This window comes from Sphingomonas sp. (genome assembly GCF_965248875.1).
Classification (GTDB): domain Bacteria; phylum Pseudomonadota; class Alphaproteobacteria; order Sphingomonadales; family Sphingomonadaceae; genus Sphingomonas.
On the sequence record NZ_CBDFKR010000011.1, the window covers coordinates 1 to 22,988 of the forward strand.

Annotated in this window: 27 protein-coding genes, 2 tRNA genes and 1 pseudogene; 19 read left to right on the forward strand and 11 right to left on the reverse strand. The window is 69.2% G+C overall.

Annotation, left to right across the window (positions count from 1 at the left end):
* From ACP2AD_RS06860 to ACP2AD_RS06890, 7 genes are all read left to right on the forward strand, one after another.
* The coding region (locus ACP2AD_RS06860) for a type II secretion system protein GspK (RefSeq protein WP_425229346.1) at positions 1 to 344 on the forward strand (344 nt) is incomplete at its 5' end.
* On the forward strand, positions 341 to 1,423 hold the full coding sequence (gspL, locus tag ACP2AD_RS06865) for a type II secretion system protein GspL (protein ID WP_425229347.1): 1,083 nt from the start codon (positions 341 to 343) through the stop codon (positions 1,421 to 1,423). The genes ACP2AD_RS06860 and gspL, both read left to right, overlap by 4 nt.
* Positions 1,420 to 1,896: a type II secretion system protein GspM gene (gene gspM, locus ACP2AD_RS06870; protein ID WP_425229348.1), complete on the forward strand. Its 477-nt coding sequence runs from the start codon at positions 1,420 to 1,422 to the stop codon at positions 1,894 to 1,896. The genes gspL and gspM overlap by 4 nt, the downstream gene beginning before the upstream one ends.
* Complete coding sequence (gene gspN / locus ACP2AD_RS06875; RefSeq protein ID WP_425229349.1) at positions 1,893 to 2,606, forward strand: type II secretion system protein N; 714 nt, start codon at positions 1,893 to 1,895, stop codon at positions 2,604 to 2,606. Before gspM ends, gspN begins: the two co-directional genes overlap by 4 nt.
* Positions 2,607 to 2,780: 174 nt before the next feature.
* Positions 2,781 to 2,857: transfer RNA gene (locus tag ACP2AD_RS06880), tRNA-His, on the forward strand.
* A gap of 24 nt (positions 2,858 to 2,881) precedes the next feature.
* Complete coding sequence (locus tag ACP2AD_RS06885) at positions 2,882 to 3,955, forward strand: Glu/Leu/Phe/Val family dehydrogenase (protein WP_425229350.1); 1,074 nt, start codon at positions 2,882 to 2,884, stop codon at positions 3,953 to 3,955.
* Between the two features lie 174 nt (positions 3,956 to 4,129).
* Positions 4,130 to 4,756, forward strand: a complete 627-nt coding sequence (locus tag ACP2AD_RS06890; RefSeq protein ID WP_425229351.1) for a tetratricopeptide repeat protein — start codon at positions 4,130 to 4,132, stop codon at positions 4,754 to 4,756.
* A 172-nt stretch (positions 4,757 to 4,928) separates the two neighbouring features.
* Here ACP2AD_RS06890 and ACP2AD_RS06895 read toward each other — a convergent pair whose 3' ends face one another.
* Positions 4,929 to 5,153: a DUF3072 domain-containing protein gene (locus ACP2AD_RS06895; protein ID WP_425229352.1), complete on the reverse strand. Its 225-nt coding sequence runs from the start codon at positions 5,151 to 5,153 to the stop codon at positions 4,929 to 4,931.
* Between the two features lie 37 nt (positions 5,154 to 5,190).
* The gene (gene ald, locus ACP2AD_RS06900) at positions 5,191 to 6,297 is read right to left on the reverse strand and encodes an alanine dehydrogenase (RefSeq protein ID WP_425229353.1); all 1,107 of its coding nucleotides are present in this window, start codon (positions 6,295 to 6,297) and stop codon (positions 5,191 to 5,193) included.
* Between the two features lie 96 nt (positions 6,298 to 6,393).
* Between ald and ACP2AD_RS06905 the strand changes: the two genes are divergently transcribed.
* Positions 6,394 to 8,370 (forward strand): potassium transporter Kup, encoded by a 1,977-nt coding sequence (locus ACP2AD_RS06905; RefSeq protein WP_425229354.1) that lies wholly within the window; start codon positions 6,394 to 6,396, stop codon positions 8,368 to 8,370.
* Positions 8,371 to 8,519: 149 nt separating this feature from the next.
* On the opposite strand, the gene ACP2AD_RS06910 is transcribed toward ACP2AD_RS06905, so the two are convergent.
* On the reverse strand, positions 8,520 to 8,774 hold the full coding sequence (locus tag ACP2AD_RS06910; RefSeq protein WP_425229355.1) for a hypothetical protein: 255 nt from the start codon (positions 8,772 to 8,774) through the stop codon (positions 8,520 to 8,522).
* A gap of 705 nt (positions 8,775 to 9,479) precedes the next feature.
* On the opposite strand from ACP2AD_RS06910, the pseudogene ACP2AD_RS06915 reads away from it, so the two are divergent.
* From ACP2AD_RS06915 to ACP2AD_RS06925, 3 genes and pseudogenes are all read left to right on the forward strand, one after another.
* A pseudogene (locus ACP2AD_RS06915) lies at positions 9,480 to 9,731 on the forward strand (TM2 domain-containing protein); the annotation flags it as partial.
* A gap of 29 nt (positions 9,732 to 9,760) precedes the next feature.
* Positions 9,761 to 10,291, forward strand: coding sequence for a 2'-5' RNA ligase family protein (locus ACP2AD_RS06920; protein WP_425229356.1), 531 nt, complete (start codon positions 9,761 to 9,763; stop codon positions 10,289 to 10,291).
* A 56-nt stretch (positions 10,292 to 10,347) separates the two neighbouring features.
* A tRNA-Met gene (locus tag ACP2AD_RS06925) sits at positions 10,348 to 10,421 on the forward strand.
* A 10-nt stretch (positions 10,422 to 10,431) separates the two neighbouring features.
* Here ACP2AD_RS06925 and ACP2AD_RS06930 read toward each other — a convergent pair.
* The 4 genes from ACP2AD_RS06930 to ACP2AD_RS06945 form a co-directional block, all read right to left on the reverse strand.
* The gene (locus ACP2AD_RS06930; RefSeq protein ID WP_425229357.1) at positions 10,432 to 11,730 is read right to left on the reverse strand and encodes a M20/M25/M40 family metallo-hydrolase; all 1,299 of its coding nucleotides are present in this window, start codon (positions 11,728 to 11,730) and stop codon (positions 10,432 to 10,434) included.
* Positions 11,731 to 11,797: 67 nt separating this feature from the next.
* The gene (locus tag ACP2AD_RS06935) at positions 11,798 to 12,352 is read right to left on the reverse strand and encodes a DUF1579 domain-containing protein (RefSeq protein ID WP_425229358.1); all 555 of its coding nucleotides are present in this window, start codon (positions 12,350 to 12,352) and stop codon (positions 11,798 to 11,800) included.
* Positions 12,353 to 12,503: 151 nt separating this feature from the next.
* Positions 12,504 to 13,916, reverse strand: a complete 1,413-nt coding sequence (gene glnA, locus ACP2AD_RS06940) for a type I glutamate--ammonia ligase (protein ID WP_425229359.1) — start codon at positions 13,914 to 13,916, stop codon at positions 12,504 to 12,506.
* Positions 13,917 to 13,965: 49 nt separating this feature from the next.
* Positions 13,966 to 14,304: a P-II family nitrogen regulator gene (locus ACP2AD_RS06945; protein WP_425229360.1), complete on the reverse strand. Its 339-nt coding sequence runs from the start codon at positions 14,302 to 14,304 to the stop codon at positions 13,966 to 13,968.
* A gap of 254 nt (positions 14,305 to 14,558) precedes the next feature.
* Here ACP2AD_RS06945 and ACP2AD_RS06950 point away from each other — a divergent pair, with 254 nt between their 5' ends.
* Positions 14,559 to 15,503 carry a hypothetical protein gene (locus ACP2AD_RS06950; RefSeq protein WP_425229361.1) on the forward strand — a complete coding sequence of 315 codons (945 nt, stop codon included), beginning with the start codon at positions 14,559 to 14,561 and terminating at the stop codon, positions 15,501 to 15,503.
* Positions 15,504 to 15,619: 116 nt separating this feature from the next.
* On the opposite strand, the gene ACP2AD_RS06955 is transcribed toward ACP2AD_RS06950, so the two are convergent.
* The 4 genes from ACP2AD_RS06955 to aroQ are packed head-to-tail and all read right to left on the reverse strand — an operon-like array spanning position 15,620 to position 18,149.
* The gene (locus ACP2AD_RS06955; protein ID WP_425229362.1) at positions 15,620 to 15,877 is read right to left on the reverse strand and encodes an arsenate reductase (glutaredoxin); all 258 of its coding nucleotides are present in this window, start codon (positions 15,875 to 15,877) and stop codon (positions 15,620 to 15,622) included.
* On the reverse strand, positions 15,874 to 17,226 hold the full coding sequence (gene accC, locus ACP2AD_RS06960; protein ID WP_425229363.1) for an acetyl-CoA carboxylase biotin carboxylase subunit: 1,353 nt from the start codon (positions 17,224 to 17,226) through the stop codon (positions 15,874 to 15,876). Before accC ends, ACP2AD_RS06955 begins: the two co-directional genes overlap by 4 nt.
* Positions 17,227 to 17,228: 2 nt before the next feature.
* Complete coding sequence (gene accB, locus ACP2AD_RS06965; RefSeq protein WP_425229364.1) at positions 17,229 to 17,705, reverse strand: acetyl-CoA carboxylase biotin carboxyl carrier protein; 477 nt, start codon at positions 17,703 to 17,705, stop codon at positions 17,229 to 17,231.
* Positions 17,706 to 17,717: 12 nt separating this feature from the next.
* On the reverse strand, positions 17,718 to 18,149 hold the full coding sequence (gene aroQ, locus ACP2AD_RS06970; RefSeq protein ID WP_425229365.1) for a type II 3-dehydroquinate dehydratase: 432 nt from the start codon (positions 18,147 to 18,149) through the stop codon (positions 17,718 to 17,720).
* 48 nt (positions 18,150 to 18,197) lie between these two features.
* Here aroQ and ACP2AD_RS06975 point away from each other — a divergent pair, with 48 nt between their 5' ends.
* The 7 genes from ACP2AD_RS06975 (at position 18,198) to ACP2AD_RS07005 (ending at position 22,930) form a co-directional block, all read left to right on the forward strand.
* Entirely contained in the window at positions 18,198 to 18,416 is a 219-nt protein-coding gene (locus tag ACP2AD_RS06975; protein WP_425229366.1) for a hypothetical protein, read from the forward strand.
* Between the two features lie 13 nt (positions 18,417 to 18,429).
* Entirely contained in the window at positions 18,430 to 19,437 is a 1,008-nt protein-coding gene (thiS, locus tag ACP2AD_RS06980; RefSeq protein ID WP_425229367.1) for a sulfur carrier protein ThiS, read from the forward strand.
* A 90-nt stretch (positions 19,438 to 19,527) separates the two neighbouring features.
* Positions 19,528 to 19,731 carry a CsbD family protein gene (locus tag ACP2AD_RS06985; protein WP_425229368.1) on the forward strand — a complete coding sequence of 68 codons (204 nt, stop codon included), beginning with the start codon at positions 19,528 to 19,530 and terminating at the stop codon, positions 19,729 to 19,731.
* Positions 19,732 to 20,017: 286 nt separating this feature from the next.
* The gene (locus ACP2AD_RS06990; protein WP_425229369.1) at positions 20,018 to 20,956 is read left to right on the forward strand and encodes an SMP-30/gluconolactonase/LRE family protein; all 939 of its coding nucleotides are present in this window, start codon (positions 20,018 to 20,020) and stop codon (positions 20,954 to 20,956) included.
* A complete protein-coding gene (locus tag ACP2AD_RS06995; protein ID WP_425229370.1) occupies positions 20,949 to 21,422 on the forward strand; it encodes a GNAT family N-acetyltransferase in 474 nt (157 codons plus the stop codon). Before ACP2AD_RS06990 ends, ACP2AD_RS06995 begins: the two co-directional genes overlap by 8 nt.
* Complete coding sequence (locus ACP2AD_RS07000) at positions 21,419 to 22,162, forward strand: glutathione S-transferase family protein (RefSeq protein ID WP_425229371.1); 744 nt, start codon at positions 21,419 to 21,421, stop codon at positions 22,160 to 22,162. The genes ACP2AD_RS06995 and ACP2AD_RS07000 overlap by 4 nt, the downstream gene beginning before the upstream one ends.
* A 39-nt stretch (positions 22,163 to 22,201) precedes the next feature.
* Positions 22,202 to 22,930: a CoA transferase subunit A gene (locus ACP2AD_RS07005; protein ID WP_425229372.1), complete on the forward strand. Its 729-nt coding sequence runs from the start codon at positions 22,202 to 22,204 to the stop codon at positions 22,928 to 22,930.
* The last annotated feature ends 58 nt before the right edge of the window (positions 22,931 to 22,988 follow it).

Below are 22,988 nucleotides of genomic sequence, written 5' to 3' on the forward strand. Positions count from 1 at the left end.
GCACGCTGCCGGTCGCGGCCCCGGCGACGCTCAACATCAACACGCTGCTACCCGAACAAGCGCCGCTGCTGGCGATGCTGGCGCCCGACACGCTGTCGGTCGAGGCGGCGCAGGGGGCGCTGCTGCGCCGCCCGCCGCAGGGGTTCGCCAATGTCGCCGCGCTGGCGGCGCAGCCCGGGGTCGCCAACACCAGCCTCGCCGGCGGCCAGACCGGCGTCACCTCGACATGGTTCGCGCTCCGCATCGATGTGGCGCTGGACGGGGCCGATCTGCATGAGACCGCGCTGATCGACGCGCGAAGGCTTCCCGCGCGGCTCGTGGCGCGGCAATGGGGGGAGGAGTGACCGCGACCCTCGTCTTCCTGCCCGATGCGGCGACCCCGTGGCGGTGGTGGCGTCGGGACGATGGCGGCCAGATCGCGGAGGGCAGCGGTGTGCCCCCCGCGACCGCGGGCGGGACGCTGATCGCCGTGCCCCCCGCCGACGCGGTGACGCTGCACTGGGCGGTGCTGCCGGCGCGATCCCCGGCGCAGGCGGCTACGGCGGCGCGGCTGCTGATCGCGGACGCGAGTGCGGCGCCGGCGGCCGAGTTGCATGTCGCGGTCGGCGAAGAAGCGGGTGACGAACGGCCGATCGCGGTCGTCGGTGCGGCGGCGATGCGCGACTGGCTGCTGGAACTGGAAGCCGCGGGGATGGACGCCGACGCGATCGTGCCTGCGCCGCTGCTGCTGCCGCGACCGACCGAAGGCTATGCCCGCGCCGAGCTGGCGGGCGCGGGGGTCGTCCGCGGTGCGACGAGCGGGTTCGCCGACGAGGCGCGGCTGACCGAGCTGGTCACCGGCGGGGTCGCGCCGCGCACGGTCGGACGCGAAGAGCTGGACGCGGCGTTGGCGGCGGCGGCGGCGGCGCCGGTGCTCGACCTGCGCCAGGGGCCGTTCGCGCGGCGGCGGCGGACGGGGCTCGACTGGGCGCTGATCCGGCGGCTGGCGGTGCTGGGTATCGCAACTGTCGCGGTTACATTGGCGATCGGCGTGACGCGGCTGGTCAAGCTCAATCTCGCGGCGGCGCGGCTGGAGGCGCAGGCTGATGCGCTCGCTGCGACCGGGTTGCCGCGCGGCGAGACGCTGATCGACGCCGATCGGCAGCTGATCGAGCGGTTGGGCGCGATGCGCGGGCCGGGGCTGGGCTTCACCGGCATGACGGCGGCGGTGTTCGCAGGCGTCCGCGCGACCCCAGGCACGGAGGTGACCGGGCTAGACTTTCAGCCCAATGGCGACCTCAAGCTGTCGGTCGCGACCGCGCGCGAATCGCTTCCCACCGACCTGAAGCGGGCGATCGAGCGGGCAGGCTTCACCGTGGACGCGGGCGTCTTCACCTCGGCGAACGGGCGGGTGACGGGCGACATGACGGTGCGCCACCCGTGAGCGGCGTGCGGACCTGGTTCTCGGCGCTGTCGCTGCGTGAGAAGCGGCTCGTCGCCGTCATGCTGGCGCTGCTGGCGCTGGCGATTGTGTGGCTCGGCGTGATTCGGCCGCTCGGCGACGCCCTGTCGTCCGCCGCGGAGCGGCATGCCGATGCAGTGATCCGGCTTGGCCGGACCCAGGCGGATGTGGCAGCGATCCGCGAGGTTCAGCATCAGCGGCCGCCGCCGCTGAACGGCAGCTTCGCCGACGCGGTGCGCGGTGCGGCCGCGGACGCCGGGTTCACCGTCGCCAGCCTCGACACGGACGGGCCGGATCGTGTCAGGGTCGGTATCGCGGGCGCGCGGCCGGCGGCGCTGGTGCCGTGGCTGGCGCGGCTGGAGGCGGCGGGGGTGCTGGTCGATACGGCGACGCTGACCGACAAGGGGGACCGGAGCGTCGGCGTGCAGCTCGTGCTGAAGCGGCGCGCGCAATGAGGATTAGGCTGGCCACGCCGAAGGGCGCGTTGTGGGGGGCGTTGCTGGCCGGGTGCCTGCTGGCGCTGATCCCCCTCCGGCTGGCGCTGGGCGCGGTCGGGCTCGGCGATGCCGGGCTGACCGCGCGGCGGGTGGAGGGTGGCCTGTGGTCGGGGCGGCTGGTCGAGGCACGCTGGGGCGACGTGGCCCTGGGTGACCTCGATGCGCGGCTGGCCTTCTGGCCGCTGCTGATCGGGCGAGCGCGCGTCGAGCTCGACGGCGCGGGTGCGCGGCCGCTGCACGGTGCGGTGACGGTCGGGCGGCACGGCTTTGGCGTGGACAACATGACCGCGACGCTCGCAACCGGCCAACTGTTCGCGCCGCTGCCCGTCACCGCGCTGGACCTCGATGAGGCGAGCGTTCGCTTTCGCGACGGCCAGTGCGAGGCGGCCGATGGTCGCGTGCGGGCGACCTTGGCGGGCGAAGCGGCGGGGGTGCCGCTGCCTGCGACGCTGAGCGGCCCGGCGCGGTGCGAAGCGGGGGCACTGCTGCTGCCGCTGACCAGCGCGGCCGGGACCGAGCAGGCGACGCTGCGCGTGTTCGGCGATGGCCGCTACCGGGCGGAGTTCGCACTGCGTTCGCCCGACCCGGGGGTGGCGCTGCGGCTGGAGCGGGCGGGGTTCGTCGGCGGGGCGCGGGGCTATCGGCTGGCGGTGGAGGGCAGGTTCTAGGTGCGGGCGGCCTGTCCCCGCGCAATCTGGCTCAGGGCTCGCCACGGCGGGCGGCGGTGCCGCGCAGCGACTCCGTCTGACAGCGTGGCGGCGGCGTGATCGCCGCGGCGCCCTTGCTCAACCTCCGCATCTTGACGCCCGGACCCGCCCGCCGCTACGGCGCTCCCCCTCACGGCGACCGTAGTTCAATTGGTTAGAGCGCCGGCTTGTGATGCCGGAAGTTGCGGGTTCAAGTCCCGTCGGTCGCCCCACTTCTCGACGGAATACAACAGGTTATGACCGCCGATTGGGGCTTTCCCGATTTCGACGACCATGAGGGCGTCCACCTCTTCACCGATCCGGCATCGGGGCTGAGGGCGGTGATTGCGGTGCATTCAACCGCGCTCGGCCCGGCCGCGGGCGGCGCCCGCTTCTGGCACTATGCCCGGCCCGGCGACGCGATAACCGACGCGCTACGGCTGTCGCGCGGGATGAGCTTCAAGAACGCGATGGCGGGGCTGCCGATGGGTGGCGGCAAGGGCGTCGTGCTGGCCGACCGGCCCGCCGCGATCATCACCGAGGCGCAGCTCAAGGGGTTTGGCCGCGCGGTCGAGTCGCTTGGCGGCCGCTATGTGACGGCCGAGGATGTCGGCATGTCCGAAGCACGGATGAAGGTGATCGCGAGCGAGACGCGCTACGTCTCCGGGCTCCCGGTCGCCGAGGGCGCGGCGGGGGGCGACCCCGGTCCGTACACGGCGCTGGGCGTCTATCTGGGCGTCAAGGCGGCGGCAACGCGTGCGCTGGGCAGCGATGCGATGCGAGGCGTCCGGGTCGCGATCCAAGGGGTCGGCTCGGTCGGCGGCGGCACCGCGCGGCTGCTCGCAGCGGAGGGAGCAGTGCTGACCCTCGCCGATGTCGACGAGACGCGGGCGCAGCGGCTGGCGGCGGAACTGGGCGCGACCACCGTCCCGACGGAGGCGATCCTGGCGGCCGACGTCGACATCGTCAGTCCGAACGCACTGGGCGCGATCCTGACCGAACGGTCGATCGGCGCACTCAAGGCACGGGCGGTTGCGGGCGGCGCAAACAATCAGCTGGGGACCTCCGACGACGGGCGGCGGCTGCACGAACGCGGCATCCTCTATGCCCCCGATTACGTCATCAACGCGGGCGGCATCATCAATGTCGGGCTGGAGTATCTGGGTCAGGGCGACGAGGACGAGGTCCGCGCCCGCATCGCCCGCATCCCGGCGCGGCTGGCGGAGGTGTGGGACGAGAGCGACCGGACCGACCGGCCGGCGTCGGACGTGGCGGACGCGATCGCGCGGCGCCTGATCGGGCGCCGCGCGGAGCGGACGCAGACAGCGTAGCTGGTTGCGACACGCTCAAGCCCGGCCGGCGGATCGCGGGTGCGCATCCGTCCGACGATGCGGCTTCGCCGCGGCGGCTTGGCGAGCAGCTCGTGCCCGGGCCTCGTTGGTGGCGAGGTGGGGTGACGGTCGATTGCCGCAGCGGTATTCCCATCCCGTGACCCGGACCTCCCGATGGGCTGGCTGACCCTCGTCCTGCTTGGCGGCGTCGCCTTTGCGGCGCTGGTCGTGCTTGGCCTGGCGCGGCCGTTATGGTCGCTGGCGGGCGCCGCGTTGATGCTCGGTGCTACCGGCTATGCTTTGCAGGGTAGCCCGACGCTCGCGAGCCGGCCCGCGCGGCCCGAGCTGTCGGCGCAGGCCGAGGACCCCGGCCTCATCGCGCTACGTGACGAGATGCTCGGACACGGCAGCGCGCAGGCGGGTTATGTCGTCGCCGCGGACGCGATGACGCGGGTCGGCGACAAGCAGGCGGCGGTGCAATGGGTGCTGGGCGGTATCAGCCATTTTCCCGACAGCCCGCTGCTGTGGACGGCGCTCGGCAACACGCTGGCGGCGCATGACGGTGGCCGCGTGTCGCCGCCCGCGCTGTTCGCCTTTCGGCAGGCGATCAGACTGGGCCGAGAGCAGCCGGGGCCGTATTTCTTCCTGGGTCTGGCCTATGTCCGCGCGGGCGACTTCCCCGCCGCAAGGCCGTTTTGGGCGAAGGCGGTGGCGCTGAGCCCTGCGGCCGCATCATACCGCGGCCGGATCGCCGGACGGCTGGCCTTACTCGACGTCTATCTGGCGCAGGCGGGGCGGTAGACGGTCTTCCCCTGAGTGACAGGGGCACGGTTCGAAAATCCGCAGAAGCCCTACCTTTCAGGCGAGGGGTTGGGGTTGGGCGCACCCCCAGGCCGATCGCCCGAGGAGAGGCTCCACTCCCAGCCCTTCTCCTGAAGGGGAGGGAGTGATCTAAATCAAACGCGCCTCGCCGCTAATCGTGGGTCCCTCGGCCCGTCTGTTCCTGCAGCGCGTCGATCCGCTTCGATGCATCGGCCTTGGTCAGATCGTCGTCGAACTCCTCGTGCGCTTCCTCGGACAGCGTCTTGAGATAGCTCGCCTGCGCGCCGGTCATCGGCTGATCGCCGGTCGTCCAGTCGTCGGGATCCTTGACTGCGTTGGAAGTCGGGTGGGTCTTGGGATTCTCGTGGTCGGCCATCGCTGCACTCCTTCACGCGCATCAACGGTCGTGTTCCTTATTCGTTCCAGGCTTCGAAAGGCAGGCCGAGATCGTCGGCGACGGCCTTGTAGGCAATCCTCCCCCCGAACACGTTGAGCCCCGCCGCCAGATGCGGGTCTGCCTTCATCGCCGCTGCCGCGCCGAGGTCCGCCAGCTTCACTGCGAAGGGCAGCGTCGCATTGTTGAGCGCGAAGGTGCTGGTCCGCGCCACCGCGCCCGGCATGTTGGCGACGCAGTAATGGATTACGCCGTCGACCTCGAACACCGGGTCGTCGTGCGTGGTCGCATGCGACGTCTCAAAACATCCGCCCTGGTCGATTGCGATGTCGACCAGCACGCTGCCGCGCTTCATCGTCTTGAGCATGTCGCGCGTCACCAGCTTCGGCGCGGCTGCGCCCGGCACCAGCACCGCGCCGATCACCAGCGCGGCGTTCTTCACCGCCGCCGCCACCGCCGCCTTGGACGCATAGGCGGTCTTGATCTGGCTGGAGAAGAACATATCCAGCTCCGCCAGCCGCGACAGGTTGACGTCGTAGATCGTGACGTCGGCGCGCATCCCAACCGCCATCTGCGCCGCATTCACGCCCGAGATACCGCCACCCAGGATCGCGACCCGCGCCGGCGCCACACCCGGCACGCCGCCCAGCAGCACGCCGCGCCCGCCCTGTTCCTTTTCAAGGTAATGCGCGCCGACCTGGACCGACATACGCCCCGCGACCTCGCTCATCGGCTTCAGGAGCGGCAGCCCGCCGCCGGGCGCCGTCACCGTTTCATACGCAATGCAGGTCGCGCCCGACTTCATCAGCCCCTCCGCCTGCGGCCTGTCGGCGGCGAGGTGGAGATAGGTGAAGAGCAGGTGCCGTGGCTCAAGCAGCGCGATCTCGGACGGCTGCGGCTCCTTGACCTTGACGATCATCTCGGCCGCCCGGAACACCGCCGGCGCGTCGGGGACGATGGTCGCACCGACCGCCGTGTAGTCGCCGTCCTCGAAGTCGATGCCCAGCCCGGCGCCGGTCTGCACCACCACCTCATGCCCGTGCGCGACCAGCTCGGCGACCGACGACGGCGTCAGGCCGACGCGGTATTCGTGGTTCTTGATCTCCTTGGGGACGCCGATCTTCATGGCCCTGCAAACTCCTCTCGTGATCGCGCGGCTATAGCGGGGGCGGCGGCGCTTGTCCCCGTTGCGGGCAAGAAGGCGGGGTGCTAGGCGCGCGTCATGCCAGCCGACACCGTGGGCGCGGATGCACCCTTATCGTTGAACACGGTCGCGGCGGGCGCGCAAGCCATTGAAGAACCGTCGGAACTCGACGGTCAACACGGCCACCGCGAGGGGCTGCTAAAGCTCGCGGTCGGTGCGGTCGGCGTGGTGTTCGGCGACATCGGTACCAGCCCGATCTACGCCTTTCGCGAGACGTTTGCGGGCCATCATGTCCTGACCCCCGATCGCGGGCACATCCTGGGGGTGCTCAGCCTCATCTTCTGGTCGATGATGGTGGTGGTGACGATCAAATACGTCACGATCATCATGCGCGCCGATAACAAGGGGGAGGGCGGCAGCCTGGCACTGCTCGCGCTCATCAACCGGCAGGCGGACCGCAAGCGCTGGACGGGCGGCATCATCCTGCTCGGCGTGTTCGCGACCGCGCTGTTCTATGGCGATTCGATGATCACGCCGGCGATGTCGGTGCTGTCGGCGGTCGAGGGGCTGGCGGTGGTCGACGGACGCTTCACCCCGTTCGCGCCGCCGATCGCGATCGGCATCCTGGTGGGGCTGTTCATGATCCAGAGCCGGGGGACGGCCAAGGTCGGACTGCTGTTCGGCCCGGTCATGCTGCTCTATTTCGTTGTGCTGGCGGTACTGGGCGTCATGCACATCGTCGGCGATCCGGCGATCATCGTCGCGCTTAACCCGATCTACGCGGTCCGCTTCTTTCTCGACGAGGGGCTGCACGCCTTTCTGGCGATGGGGTCGGTGGTGCTGGCGCTGACCGGGGCGGAGGCGCTGTATGCCGATATGGGGCATTTCGGGCGCAACCCGATCCGGGTGTCGTGGCTGTTCTTCGTGCTGCCGGCGCTGATGCTCAACTATCTGGGGCAGGGGGCGATGATCCTCAGCCTGCCGCCCGCCGGTGCGCAGGCGGCGATCCACAATCCCTTCTTCCTGCTGGCGCCCGAGAATTTGCGGCTGCCGCTGGTGCTGCTCGCCACCGCGGCGACGGTGATCGCCAGCCAGGCAGTGATTTCCGGCGCGTTTTCGGTAACGCAGCAGGCGATCCAGCTCGGCTTCGTGCCGCGGCTGAAGATCATCCATACCTCGCAGACCGCGGCGGGGCAGATCTTCATCCCGATCGTCAACCGCGCGCTGATGATCATGGTAATCCTGCTCGTCCTCGCCTTTCGCACCTCGTCGAATCTGGCCGCGGCCTATGGCATCGCGGTGACCGGGGCGATGCTGATCGACACCATCCTGCTCGCCGCCGTGCTGACCACGCTGTGGAAATGGAACAAGCTGCTGGCCGCGCCGATGATCGCCGGGTTCCTGTTGTTCGACCTCGGCTATTTCGCGTCCAACCTGACCAAGGTGCCCGACGGCGGTTGGTTCCCGCTGGCGGTCGGCGTGGTCGCCTTCACCTTCCTGACCACCTGGGCGAAGGGCCGCCAGCTGATGCTGGCGCGGATGCGCGAGGCGGCGATGCCGGTGCAGGTGTTCATCAAGTCCGCCGCCACCTCCGCCACCCGCGTCGGCGGCACTGCGGTGTTCATGACCTCCACCCCCGACGGCGTGCCGCACGCCTTGCTCCACAACCTGAAGCACAATCGCGTGCTCCACGAGCGGATCGTGCTGCTGACGGTCAAGGTCACCGACGTCCCCCACGTCAGCGACGAGAAGCGCTTCTATCAGGAAGATTTGGGGCAGGGTTTCCACCGCGTAATCCTGAAATATGGTTTCATGGAGGACCCCGACGTGCCCGCGTGCCTCAAGGCGTTCGGGGCATGCGGGGCGCAGTTCAAGATGATGGACACCAGCTTCTTCCTGTCGCGCCAGACGCTGCTGCCGTCCGAGCGCCCCGGCATGATGATCTGGCGCGAGAAGCTGTTCGCCTGGATGCTGCGCAACGCGGAGTCGGCGATGGAGTTCTTTCGGCTGCCGACCAACCGGGTCGTCGAACTTGGTTCGCAGATCGAGATCTAGTGCCGTTTCCCATTGCGTTCGGGCGCGCCACGCGCTTAGCTGCGCGCCGTACTTGGGGGAGTGTTACAGATGCGGGGCAAGATTCTGGGCTTTGACGCAGCCGGCGGCAGCGGCGCAATCTCGGCCAGCGACGGCAAGCGCTACAGCTTTCAGACCAGCGAGTTCAAAGGCGGCGCCGACGCGCTGACGCCGGGTCTCGCAGTCGATTTCGACAGCGCCGACGGCAGCAACGCGACCGATATCTGGCCCAACGCGGCAACCGTGTTCCAGCCGATGGGATCGAGCGCGGCGGCTTCGCCGCCCCCTCCTCCCCCGCCGCCGCCGCCGTCCCCCGCACCAGCGCCGTCGAGCCAGACCGGCACCACCGACTGGGGCTCGCCGGCATCGGCTGCATCGACCGACACCGCGGGCACCTCGGGCTACGCAGGTGCCGGCAGCAGCGGCTCGTCGGGCAGCACGGCGTCGTCTGCCTCGTCAGGCAGCAGCTACCCGGGCCAGAGCGCCGGCACCCCGCCCACCGGCGGCTATCCCGGTCAGAGCGGCAGCGGCCAAAGCAGCAGCGGGTCAGCCAGCGGCTATCCCGGCCAGAGCAGCAGTAGTTCGAGCGGCTATGGCAGCCAGAGCGGCAGTTCATCGGCCAGCGGCTATCCGGGGCAAAGCAGCGCCGGCAGCAGCTATCCGGGGCAAAGTAGCGGCGCATCCGGTGGGTACGGCAGTCAGAGCAGCGGTGCGCCCGGCAGCGCTTATCCCGGCCAGAGTAGCGGCGCATCGAGCGGCTATGGCGCGCAGGGCAGCGGCGGCGCGTCCGGCAGCGGCTATGGCGCGCAGAGCGGGAGCGCCTCGAGCGGCTATGGCGGCCAAGGGTATGGCGGCCAACCGTCGGCGCCGTCGCCCTATCCTAGCCAGGGTTATGCCGGCTCCAGCCGCCGCAGCCCTATGGCCAGAGCGGCCAGGGCCAACCACCTGCGGGTTACGGCTCCAGCAGCGGCTATGGCCAATCCGGCTATGGCCAATCCGGGTACGGCCAGTCGGGCTATGGTGGCCAGTCGTCGGACAGCTATGGCAGCCAGGCCTATGGCGGCCAGGGCCAGCCCTATCCGAAGTCGCACGTCGTTGCCGGGTTGCTGGCGCTGTTCCTCGGCACGCTGGGCGTCCACAAATTCTACCTGGGCTACAATGCGCAGGGCGGCATCATGCTGGGCTGCTACATCCTGTCGTGGATCCTAACGATCGTGGTCGTCGGTCTGCTCGGCGTGATGGCGATCGGGATCATCGCGTTTATCGAGGCGATTATCTACTTCACCAAGAGCGAAGAAGACTTCAACCGCATCTATGTCCAGGGCAGGCGCCCCTGGTTCTGACCGGCGACGCCGCGGCCCGGACGGCGCCGATGTCGTCCGACGCCTCGGCGCTTGCATTCGCCGCGCCCATTATCGTGTCGGCGCTGTTCGGACGCGCAGATCAGGCGTGGTTCGACGCGCTGCGGCGGCAACATTTCCCGCCCGAGCGCAACCACCTCGACGCACATCTGACGCTGTTTCACCACCTGCCGCCATCCGCCGCCGACGAGCTGAAGCACCGCCTGACCGTCGCGACGCGCGGCTTACGGGCGCCCCAGGCAAAGGCGGCGGGGCTGATGTCGCTCGGCCGCGGCGTCGCGTTCCGGATCGAGGCGCCCGCGCTGGTGCATCTGCGTGCCGAGCTGGCCGATGCGTTCGCCGGGCTGCTGACGCCACAGGATGCGGGCGGCTGGCGGCCACACGTCACCATCCAGAACAAGGTGACTCCCGCCACCGCCAAGCTGTTGCTGGCCGAGCTGAGCCGCGGCTTCCGGCCGCGCACGGTCGAGATCGCGGGGCTGGCGGCGTGGTGGTATCGCGGCGGCCCGTGGGCGCCGCTCAGCCGCCACCTGTTCGCGTGACCGGCCTTGACCCCCCGGCGAACGCGCCCTTATACGCGCCGCTCTTCGATCGGTCGGGCGGAGTAGCTCAGCTGGTTAGAGCACGGGAATCATAATCCTGGGGTCGGGGGTTCAAGTCCCTCCTCCGCTACCGATCGAAGCTAGCGGTGCCGGGTAGTGATCCGGCTGATCAGCGCCGCGGCGCGGAGCGTCTGGCGCCCGATGCTGCCGAGGTCGGCCCATTCGCCCTCGCCATGCGTGCCGCCGCCGGCCAGCCCCATGCCGCCCAACACCGCGACGTCCGCGGCGACGAATCCTGAATCCGCAGCCCCGCGCTGATCGGGGTCGAAGGGCGGCATCTCGTCCAGCCCGAGGTCGCGATTGACCGCGTTGAGTTCGCCCAACAGCGCCGCATTCCGCTCGGTTGGCGCGACCGGCGGCGTGGTGTCGTAGAAGTCGAAGCTGGCGGTCAGCGTGCCGGGCAGGTGATCGGCGACGATCACCGCCATCCGGCTGCGCAACCGTGCGTCCTGCTCGGGCGTCAGCGTGCGCAGGTCGCCGCGCGCGACGGCCCGCTCCGCGATGACGTTCGTTTTCCCCTCCGCGCTCGCGGTCGCGCCGGTCGGGCCGATCGCGGCGGGGGTGCCGCCCGCCACCAGCCCGACGTTGAACGTCGCGTGCGGCTCGACCAACTCGCGGCGGAAGCGGTCGAGGATGCGGGCAAGCTCGTAGATCGCGCCGTCGCCGATGCCGCCGAACACCCCTGCCGAATGGCCGGTGCGTGCGGTGATGCCCAGTTCCCAGGCGCTGCCCGAACGGCGGGCGACGGTGGCGTAGTCGCGCCCGCCCTCGCGCGCCAGCGGCTCGAACTCCAGCGCCGCGTCGGCGCGGCGGCCGGCGGCGATCAGGTCGGCGCGCGCGACCGCGGTCGGCTGGCCGGGACGCTCCTCGTCGCCGGTGAGCACCAGCTCGATATTGGCGGCGCGCAACGTCCCCGCGGCCTGCATCGCCCGCAGCGCGCCGACGATCACGACGATGCCGCCCTTGTCATCGACGACGCCGGGGCCAGTCGCGCGCGTCTCCGTCGTCCGCGCGAAATGCTGGAACGGCGAGGTCGGCTCGAACACCGTATCGAGATGGCCGATCAGCAGCACCCGCCCGCCGCCGCGCCGCCCGGCATGGGTCGCGATCAGGTGACCGCTGCGGCCAGCGGCCGCCATGTCGACCCACCGCACCGTGAAGCCGAGCGGCGTCAGCTCGGCGCGAACCTGATCGGCTACCGCGCGGACGCCGTCACGGTTGAGCGTGCCGCTGTTCTGCTCGACCAGCCGCTGTAGCAGCGCCTCGGCGCGTGGCGCATCCGCATCCACCGCAGCGCGCAGCCGATCGACCGGCAGGCGATCCGCCGCCAGCACAGGAGTGGTTAGGAGTAGGACGGTGAGGAGGGGCGTGCGAAACATCGCCGCTGTCTACTCTCAAACCCCGCAAGAGAAAGCGTGCAACCGCGGGATCGCACCGACGCAGCCGCTACGGCATCACCGCGCCCGCAAGGGGCCAGCTGGTCGGCCCGCGGCGGTGCAGGTCCAGCGTCGTCGTCGGAACGGGCGGGCGGCCCGGCATCTCGAACGCCCCGGTCTCCTGCCAATGCCCGTCAGCCACGGTGGCGGCATAGTGGACACGCCCCGGCCCGACCGCGAAGCCCCAGGCAAAGCCGGCCGGGGTCCGCTCGAACTCGGCGTCGACTACGCGTCCCTGCGCATAGGAGCGCATCGTGTAGCGGTGCTGGGGCGCATCGTATGAGATCACCGCAAATGCGTTGAACAGCATCGCACCGGACTGGTCGTAGCCGCGACCCTCGACCAGCTTGATCGTACCGGCCAGCAACGAGCCGATCCGCTCGGTCTGCGTCAGATGGACAAGGCCATTGGGCGTTTGCGCGGTCGCCGGGCCGGTCCATTCGCCGTCGAGAAAGTCGAGCGCGGTAATCGCGGTGCGCTGCGCGGCGACATCGGGCACTGGGGCCTGGGCGGAGGAGGCCGTCGTGGCCAGCGCCAGGAGGGCGAGGGTGGCGAGGGGCTTCATCGGGGGGCTCCGGTGGTGACGCGCGCGATGGTGCGCCAGGGAAGCGCGCCGCGGCGAAGCCGCGTCGTCGATCCTCGCTTTGGCAAGGCCGGCCGACTCGGACGGTGGCGGCTAGCTTCGCTCGCCGCCACCGCTGCGCCCCCCGCGCAGCTCAGCCCGAGTAGTACATGTCATACTCCACCGGTGACGGCGTCATCTCCCACCGCGCGACCTCTGCCCGCTTGACCTCGACATAGGCGTCCAACTGATCTTTCGAGAAGACGTCGCCGCGCAGCAGGAACTCGTAATCCGCGTCGAGGCAGTCGAGCGCCTCGCGCAGCGATCCGGCGACGGTCGGCACCTCCGCCAGCTCTGCAGGCGGGAGGTCGTACAGATTCTTGTCCATCGCCTCGCCCGGGTGAAGCCGGTTCTGGATGCCGTCGAGCCCCGCCATCATCAGCGCCGCATAGGCCAGGTATGGGTTCGCCAGCGCATCGGGGAAGCGGACCTCGACCCGCTTCGACTTGGCGCCGGTGCCGTACGGAATGCGGCACGACGCCGACCGGTTGCGGCTCGAATAAGCGAGCAGCACCGGCGCCTCATATCCCGGCACCAGCCGCTTGTAGCTGTTGGTCGACGGGTTGGTGAAGGCGTTCAGCGCCTTGGCGTGCTTGATGATGCCGCCGATGAAATACAGACACATGTCGGAGAGGCCCGCATAGCCGTTGCCCGCGAAGCTCGGCTTGCCCTCGTTCCAGATCGAGAAGTGGGTGTGCATCCCCGAGCCGTTATCTTCCTTGATCGGCTTGGGCATGAAGGTCGCCGTCTTGCCATAGGCGTGCGCGACCTGATGGACGACGTATTTGTAGATCTGCATGCGGTCGGCGGTCTGCGTCAGCGTGCCGTAGGTCAGCCCCAGCTCGTGCTGCGCGGCGGCGACCTCGTGATGGTGCTTGTCACAGGGCAGCCCCATCTCGATCATCGTCGAGACCATCTCGCCGCGGATATCGACTGCCGAGTCGACAGGCGCGACGGGGAAATAGCCGCCCTTCGCGCGCGGCCGGTGGGCGAGGTTGCCGCCCTCATACTCACGGCCCGAATTGCCCGGCAGCTCGATGTCGTCGATCTTGTAATAGCTGGTCGAATAGCTGTTCTCGAACCGCACGTCGTCGAACAGGAAGAACTCGGCCTCGGGCCCGACATAGACGGTGTCGCCGATCCCGGTCTGCTTGAGGTACGCCTCCGCGCGCTTGGCGGTCGAGCGCGGGTCGCGCGCGTACAGCTCGCCGGTGCCAGGCTCGACGATGTCGCAGAAGATTATCAACATCGGCGTCGCCGAGAACGGATCGGTGTAAACCGCGTCCAGGTCGGGCTTGAGCGTCATGTCGCTCTCATTGATCGCCTTCCACCCCTCGATCGACGATCCGTCGAACATCAGCCCGTCGGTGAACTCGTCCTCACCCAGGATCGACGCGACCATGGTAAGGTGCTGCCACTTGCCCTTGGGATCGGTGAAGCGGAGGTCGACCCACTCGATCTCCTCGTCCTTGATCTTCTTCAGGATGTCGTGGGCTGCATTCGCCATGGTGTCTTCTCTTTCCGTTTCGGGTTGCCGGCCGAAGCCGGTGAATGGGTCAGATTGCGGCGTCGTCGCGTTCACCGGTGCGGATGCGCAGCGCCGATTCGACGGGGAGCACGAAGATCTTGCCATCGCCGATACGCCCCGTCTGCGCCGCCGCGGCGATCGCCTCGACACAGCGTTCGGACAGGCCGTCCTCCACCACCACCTCCAGCTTTACCTTGGGCAGGAAGTCGACGACATATTCGGCGCCGCGGTAGAGTTCGGTGTGGCCCTTCTGCCGGCCGAAGCCCTTCGCCTCGGTGACCGTGATGCCGGACACGCCGATCTCGTGCAGCGCCTCCTTCACTTCGTCGAGCTTGAACGGCTTGATGATCGCCTCGATCTTCTTCACGCAGACCCCTGTTCCACGGCTCCGGCCGTGACCCCGTTCAAACCGCCGCCCGGCCGGGCGCGTTGCACGGAACGTGCCAGCAGCTGCCGCCCGGGGCAATGCCGATTCCGCTACCGCGAGAGTGCCCGAAAAGGCGGCAGAGACGCCGCGGCTGCCCGGTTGCCGGGCAACTGGCGTAAGCGCGCGGCGCGCGCTAGGCTGGCCGGATTTGACGGGTCGCATCGTCTATGGGGCAGGGCAAGAGGGGAAGCGGCGTGAGGATGAAGCAATTGGCGGGCGTGGCATTAGCCGCGCTGATGGTGGTGGGTACCGGGCCGGCCACGGCACAGTTCGGCAGCTTGCGCGATCTCGGCAGGCTGGGCGCACGCGCCGCCGCGCCGCGGGTGCTGACCGGATCGCAGCCGATCTCGACCAGCCTGAGCGACGCCGTCTGGGGCGATCCGACCAAGGACGGGTGGACCCCGCCGATGCCCAGACGCGCGCTCACCGGGCTGCAGCGGACGCCGAACGGCGGCTTCGTCCTCCAGCCCGGCTATTATGAGTTTCACGACCAGAGCTATTGCCTTCACGCCGGCACTCATGGGCCAGGCGGCGGCGAAGGCTATCTGTATGCGCCGCCGCGGGGATCCGCGCAGGACGCGGTGATGACTGTCGTCCGCAACTCCGTGCGCCACCCCGAGATCGACCAGCACGGCATCCAGACGCTGTTATGGGCGATCGTCGCGCGCGCAAGGTTCGAGGATCTGTCTACCGAGCACAAGGCCATCGCGGCGCAACTGCTGTCGCCGCGTCAGCTCGCCACGCTCAATCGCAGCGCGCTGGACATGCTCAGCAGCGGCCCGGTTGCCAACAACCTGCCCAGCCCGCTGCGCGAGGTGGCGCAGGCCGAGGCATCGCTGCGGTCGGCGTTCGCGTCGGGCGCCAGCTATGGCGAGCTGGAGCGCCTGGCGGTGCTGGGCGGGCGGGTCGGGCGCGGCCCGGGCAGCCTGGACATTCCCGGCGGGCGCTGGAGCCAGCATCCCGACGGCTACTGGATCCGCTATCTGCCGAGCAGCTACACCAACACGGTCGTCGACATCTGGGTGCCGCCGGGAAGCGCGGGCGTCGGCCGCGAATATGATCCCGCGACGCACATTGCGGTGCCTGGCGACACCAACCGGCAGCGGCTCATCCAGTCGGGGCGGCCTTACCAATACTGATCCGGCGTGTGCCCTCTCCCGCGCTGGAGCGGGACAGAGACTAGAGAATCAGCGCAACCTGCTCGGCCGGGCGCGCCAGCACGACGCCTTGCCGGTCTCCACCGGCGGCCGTTCGATCAGCGCCGGGTTGACCACCAGCGCTTCAGCGGCGCCGCGTCGTCAACCCCGGCGAGATGCGCCGCGCCCGGCTCGCCCGCCCTCAGCCCTTCGCGCGGCGTGAGGCCGGCGCGCGCGTAAAGCGGGCGGAGCTCGGCGACGGAGGGCGGCGTCTTCCGATATTCGACGACCGTCACGTCCGCACCGGCTTCCCGCAACAGCCGCAACGCCGCGCGCGATTTCGAACAGTGCGGATTGTGCCAGATCGTCGCGTTCACGCGTCCTGCTTCGCCAGCCACTCTTCCAGCCACTTGATCGTATACTCTCCGCGCTGGAACTCGGGGTCGTCGAGCAGCGCCTGGTGGAGCGGGATGGTGGTGGTGATGCCGTCGACCACGAACTCCTCCAGCGCGCGTCGCAGCCGCGCCAGGCAGCGGTCGCGGGTGGTGCCGTAAACAATCAGTTTGGCGATCATCGAGTCGTAGTAGGGCGGCACGTGATAACCGGCGTAAAGTCCTGAATCGACGCGCACGTGCATGCCGCCCGGCGCATGAAACTGCTTCACCAGCCCCGGCGAGGGTGCGAAGGTGCGCGGGTCCTCGGCGTTGATCCGGCATTCGATCGCATGGCCCCGGAACTGGACCTGTTCCTGCGTGCACGACAGCGGCTCGCCCTCGGCGACGCGGATCTGCTCGCGGACGAGGTCGAGCCCGGTGATCATCTCGGTCACCGGATGCTCGACCTGAAGCCGGGTGTTCATTTCGATGAAGTAGAACTTCCCCGCTTCCCACAGGAACTCGATCGTTCCCGCACCGCGATAGCCCATGTCCGCCATCGCCTTGGCGACGATGCCGCCCATCCGGGCGCGCTCGTCTGGCGTGATGACGGGGGAGGGCGCCTCCTCCAGCACCTTCTGGTGGCGCCGCTGGAGCGAGCAGTCGCGCTCGCCGAGATGGATCGCATGGCCGCCGCCGTCGCCGAACACCTGGAATTCGATATGGCGCGGGTTGCCGAGATATTTCTCGAGATAGACGGTTGCGTCGCCGAACGCCGCTTTCGCCTCTCTACCCGCTTGGCTCATCAGCGTTTCGAGCTGATCGGGCGCGGCGCAGACCTTCATGCCCCGGCCGCCGCCGCCCGACGCCGCCTTGATGATCACCGGATAGCCGATCCGCGCTGCGATGGCCTGCGCCTCGTCGATGTCGGACACCGCGCCGTCGGAGCCGGGCACGAGCGGCAGGCCAAGCGCGCCGGCGGTGCGCTTGGCTTCGACCTTGTCGCCCATCGTCCGGATATGCTCGGGCTTGGGACCGACGAAGATGATACCGTGCAGCTCGACGATCTCGGCAAACCGGGCGTTCTCGCTGAGGAAGCCGTAACCGGGGTGGATGGCGTCGGCGCCGCTGATTTCGGCGGCCGAGATGATGTTGGGGATGTTGAGATAGCTGTCGGCCGCGGCGGGCGGACCGATGCAGATCGCTTCGTCCGCGAGACGGACGTGCATCGCGTCGGTGTCGGCGGTCGAATGCACCGCGACTGTCTTGATCCCCATCTCGTGACAGGCGCGATGGATGCGCAGCGCGATCTCGCCGCGATTGGCGATCAGCAGCTTCTTGATCTTGGGCATGCTCAGTCGATCACGACGAGGGGCTGATCAAACTCGATCGGCTGGCCGTTCGACACCAGCACTTCGCGCACCGTGCCGCCCGATGGCGCGGTGATCGGGTTCATCACCTTCATCGCCTCGACGATCAGCAGCGTGTCGCCCGCCGCGACGGTCTGCCCGGGGCTGACGAACGGCTTCGATCCCGGCTCGGCGGAGAGGTATGCGGTGCCGACCATCGGCGACTTGACCGCGTTCGCCGCCGGGGCGGGGGCGGAGGCGCCGGTCTCCGCCGGGGCGGACGCACTTGCCGGGCGCGCATCGGCGGCGGCGGGCGCGGCGTGGTGCACGACCGTCGGCGCAGGCGCCGCGACCGCGGCGGCGGTGCGGGCGACACGGATGCGGACGCCCTCGTCCTCCACCTCGATCTCGGTCAGGCTGGTCTTGTCCAGCAGCTCGGCGAGCTGGCGGATCAGGTCGATGTCCATGGTGCGGTCTGCCATCGGGCAGTCCTGTCAGAAGCGTGCGGCGGCTTCAAGCGCGAGCAGGTAAGAGGTTGCGCCGAAACCAGCGATGGTGCCCCGCGCTGCCCGGCCGATCAGGCTGACATGGCGGAAGGGTTCGCGTGCATGCGGATTTGACAGGTGAACCTCGATCACCGGGGTGCGCACCGCCTTGATGGCATCGTGGAGCGCGACGGAGGTGTGGGTGAAGCCGCCCGCATTGAGCAACACCGCGCGCGCGTCGCCCGCCTGCGCTTCGTGGAGCCAGTCGACCAGATGGCCTTCATGGTTCGACTGGCGCATGTCGATGTCCAGACCCAGTTCGCGCGCCCGATCCTCCAGCCGCCCGGCGATGTCGTCCAGCGTGTCGTGGCCGTACACCTCCGGCTCGCGCGTCCCGAGCAGGTTGAGGTTGGGGCCGTTCAGGACGAAGACGGTGGGCATCGGGGTCTCGCAATCATGGCGACTCGCCCCTATAGACACGCAAGCACCATGACCACCGGCCCTCGCTCTTCGCCCGTTTACAATAGCCGTGAGCGTGGCGCTCGCATCGATCGGAAGCTGGCCGACATCGAGCAGAAGCCGGCCACGGCGATCAAGATCAAGCAGGAAACACGCTTCGCGCCGCGGACGCTGATCTTTGCGGTCATGGGCGCAGCCCCGGTTTTCTTCGCGGCCGGCGTGGCGTTCACGAAGTTCTCGGCCGGCTGAGGCCGGACCCGATATGCCTCACACCGACGGCACCGTCTCCATCACCGTCAACGGCGAACACCGGCGGGTCGCCGCCGGGCTGACGCTCGCACAGCTGGCGACCGAAATGGGGCTGATCCCCGAAAAGGTCGCGGTCGAACGCAATCTGGCGGTGGTGCCGCGCTCAACCTTGGCGCAGGTGCTGGTCGAGGACGGCGACGACCTGGAGATCGTCCACTTTGTCGGTGGCGGCGACCATCCTGGCGCGTTCGATACGGATAGCTGGACGGTCGCCGGACGGACCTTCCGCTCGCGGCTGATCGTCGGCACCGGCAAGTACCGGGACTTCGCGCAGAACGCCGCCGCGCTGGCCGCGTCGGGCGCGGAGATCGTCACGGTCGCCGTGCGCCGCGTCAACGTCAGCGACCGTAACGCGCCGATGCTGACCGATTTTATCGACCCGGCGCGCGTCACCTACCTGCCCAACACCGCTGGCTGTTTCGACGCCGACAGCGCGGTGCGCACGCTGCGGCTGGCGCGGGAGGCGGGGGGATGGAACCTCGTCAAGCTGGAGGTGCTGGGCGAGGCGCGGACGCTGTATCCCGACATGAGGGAAACGCTGAAAGCGACTGAAATCCTTGTCAAAGAGGGCTTCGAGCCGATGGTCTATTGCGTCGACGATCCGATCGCGGCGAAGCAGCTGGAGGAGGCGGGCGCAGTCGCCATCATGCCGCTGGGCGCGCCGATTGGGTCGGGGCTGGGCATCCAGAACCAGGTCACGATCCGGCTGATCGTCGAGGGTGCGGGCGTGCCGGTGCTGGTCGATGCCGGGGTCGGCACCGCCAGCGATGCGGCGGTGGCGATGGAGCTGGGCTGCGACGGCGTGCTGATGAACACCGCGATCGCGGAGGCGAAGGACCCGGTGATGATGGCGGCCGCGATGCGCCGTGCGGTCGAAGCGGGGCGGCTTGCCTATCGCGCCGGGCGAATGGGACGGCGGCGCTACGCCGACCCCTCCAGTCCGCTGGCCGGATTAATATAGGTCAACACCGAATCGGAACCTTGCCGGGGTCGAAACGTTCTGCTCCCGACGGGTCGCTCTCGGCCCGCCGGACCAACCGGAGTGAGAACGATGGGCGAGCTGACCGACAAGATCAAAGGCAATGTCGACGAGCTGGTCGGCAAGGCCAAGCAGGCCTTTGCCGGCGACGCGAACGATCCCAATCGCACTCATGCCGACGACCAGCTGGAGGCCGAGGGCGCCGGCCAGGAGCTGAAGGGCAAGGGCGAGCAGCTGGTGGGCAAGGTCAAGGGCGCGCTGGGGGATGATATCTAGCGCAGGCGGCACGCGCGCAGCCTGGCTGTGCGCGAGACGGCCGAGTTCCGCTGGCGGGCGCTAGGCGCCCGTTCGACGTTCCGGCGTCGCCGCGGCGGTCTGCAAGATCCCGACGGCCGCGTCATCATGAAAGGAGCCGCGCCGGGTGACCGGCGTGGCTCTTTCTGCGTGAACACCGCCCCGCACCTCATGGCTCCCGCCTCAGGCGGCCTTCCCGCTTTCCTCTCGCACCCTGGCGGCGCATAGGAGCAGACTTCCCCGCCGCGCGGGGACGACGGAGAAGCGCATGACCGACACGATCGCCGCCGTCGAATGGATCACCGTCGCCACCGGCCTGCGCTTTCCGGAAGGGCCGGTCGCGATGGCGGACGGGTCGGTCGTTCTCGTCGAGATCGCAGCGGGCCGGATCACCCGCGTCCGGCCCGACGGCGCCACCGAGACGGTGGCGGAGCCCGGCGGCGGGCCCAACGGCCTCGCGATCGGGCCAGACGGCAAGCTCTATTGCTGCAACAATGGCGGCTTCAATTGGGTCGAGGCGAACGGCTATCTTGCCCCTCACGGCCAAGCCGACGACTATGCCGGTGGCCGCATCGAGCGGATCGACCTCGCGACCGGTGCGGTCGAGACGCTCTACAAGGACGGCGACTTTGGCTGCTCGCTGCGCGGGCCGAACGACATCGTGTTCGACGATGCCGGCGGTTTCTGGTTCACCGACCATGGCAAGACGCGCCCGCGCGAGCGCGACGTCACCGGCGTGTTCTACGCACGGGCCGACGGCTCGCTGCTCAAGGAAGTGATATTCCCGAGCGAGAACCCCAATGGTGTCGGCTTGGCGCCCGACGGCAGGCGGCTCTATGCAGCGGAGACCTATACCTGCCGCCTGATGGCGTTCAACGTCGTCGCGCCGGGCGAGGTCGACGGCACGGCTGGACCGGGTGGGCCCGGCATCCCGCTCTACCGTCCCGCCGGGTACAAATATTTCGACTCGCTCGGCGTCGAGGCGGAGGGCAACATCTGCGTCGCGACGATCGGCGAAAGCGGGATCAGCGTGATCTCGCCCGCCGGGGAGCTGGTCGAGTTCGTGCCGACCGACGACGTCTTCACCACCAACATCTGCTGGGGCGGGGCGGACATGCGCGACGCCTACGTCACTTGTTCGGGTTCGGGGCGGCTGGTGAAGGGGCGGTGGCCGCGACCGGGCCTGCGGCTCCAGTACAATGGCTGAGTTCAGGCGTCTCCGGCACGACGAGACCGACCAGGCGGCAACGCTGCACCGGCGCGCGAGCAAGCTTATCCCCGGCTATCCGATGCTCCACACGCCGGAGGAGGACAGCGCCTATTATCGCGAGCGGGTGTTCGAGGAGGGGCCGATCTGGGGGGCGTTCGACGGCGGCACGCTGCTGGGCCACCTGGCGCTCTACGCCGACTGGATCGAGCATCTCTACGTCGAGCCCGGACGGCATGGTGAAGGGATCGGTCGCGCGCTGCTGACGATTGCGAAAGCGGCGCGGCCTGACCTGCAACTCTGGACTTTCCAGGCGAACGCACGGGCGCGGCGCTTCTACGAGGCGGCGGGGTTCGTCGCGCAGGAGTTCACCGACGGCGCGCATAACGAGGAGAAACAGCCCGACGTCCGTTACCGCTGGCGGCGGCTTGGTGCGCGTGGGCGCCCACGCGGGCGGCGCGGATGACCACGCGCCGCGTCATCGGGGCGCACGTCTCGCCCTATGCGCGCAAGGTCTATCTGGCGCTTGCGACCAAAGGCCTTGACTATGAATGCGACCCCATCACGCCGTTCTTCGGCAATGACGCCTTCGCGCGGCTGAGCCCGTTGCGGCGAATCCCGGTGCTGATCGACGGCGCGCTGGTGGTGAACGATTCGACCGTGATCTGCGAGTATCTGGACGAAGCCTATCCCGGCGCGCCGCTCTATCCGGCGAACCCCCCCGACCGCGCGCGGGCGCGATGGCTGGAGGAATATGCCGACAGCCGGCTGGGCGACGCGATCATCTGGAAGCTGTTCTTCAACCGGATCATCGGCCCGGCGGTGTTCAAGCAGCCCATCGACGAGGCGCGCGTGGCGGAGGCGATCGAACGCGACCTGCCGGAGGTGATGGCGTGGCTGGAGCCGCAGGCGCCGCGCAACGGCTTCCTGTTCGGCGACACGCCGATGGTGGCGGATTTCACCTTCGCCAGCTTCTTCCGCAACGCCGCGCTCGCGCGCTGGACGCCCGACGCCTGGCCGGCCACGGCGGCGTGGCTCGCGCGAGTACAGGCGCTGCCAGTGTTCGCCGAGACGATCCGGATCGAGCAAATCATGCTGACCACTCGCCGCGCCGACCAGCGCGAGGCGCTGCTCGCAGCCGGCGTCCCGCTAGTCGCGGCGAGCGTCGGCGGCCGCGAGGCGCGCCGCGGTCTGATGCCGATCTGAGGCTTGCTTGCGCGTCTCCGCGCGCTAAGCCGTCGGGCCATGAACAAGCTTTATCCCGACGCCGCCGCGGCGCTCGACGGCCTGCTTCGCGACGGCATGACGATCTGCGCCGGCGGGTTCGGCTTGTGCGGCATCCCGGAGAGGCTGATCGACGCGATCCAGGCGTCTGGGGTGACCGGGCTGACGATCGCGTCGAACAATGCCGGGATCGACAATGAAGGCCTTGGCAAGCTGCTGCGCAGCCGCCAGGTCGCGAAGATGATCTCCTCCTATGTCGGCGAGAACAAGGAGTTCGAGCGGCAGTATCTGGCGGGCGAGCTGGAGGTTGAGTTCTGCCCGCAGGGAACACTCGCCGAGCGCTGCCGCGCGGGCGGGGCGGGCATCCCGGGCTTCTATACCAAAACGGGTGTCGGCACGCTGGTCGCCGAAGGCAAGGAAGTGAAGAGCTTCGACGGAGAGGACTATATCCTCGAACGCGGCATCCGCGCCGACCTCAGCATCATCAAGGGCTGGCGCGCGGACGAGAGCGGCAACCTCCAGTTCCGTAAGACCGCCCGCAACTTCAACCAGCCGATGGCGACCGCGGGGCGGGTGTGCGTCGCCGAGGTGGAGGAGGTGGTGCCGACCGGCAGCCTCGATCCCGACGCGATCCACCTGCCCGGCATCTATGTGAAGCGGATGATCGTCGGCGCGCCGTACGACAAGAAAATCGAGTTCCGCACCGTGCGCGCACGCGAGCCAGTGGGCGCGGCGGCGAACGAAGCATGAGCGCTCCGACCTTTCACCCCTGCCCTTCGGCGGAGGGGCCGGGGGTAGGGCCTGGCCA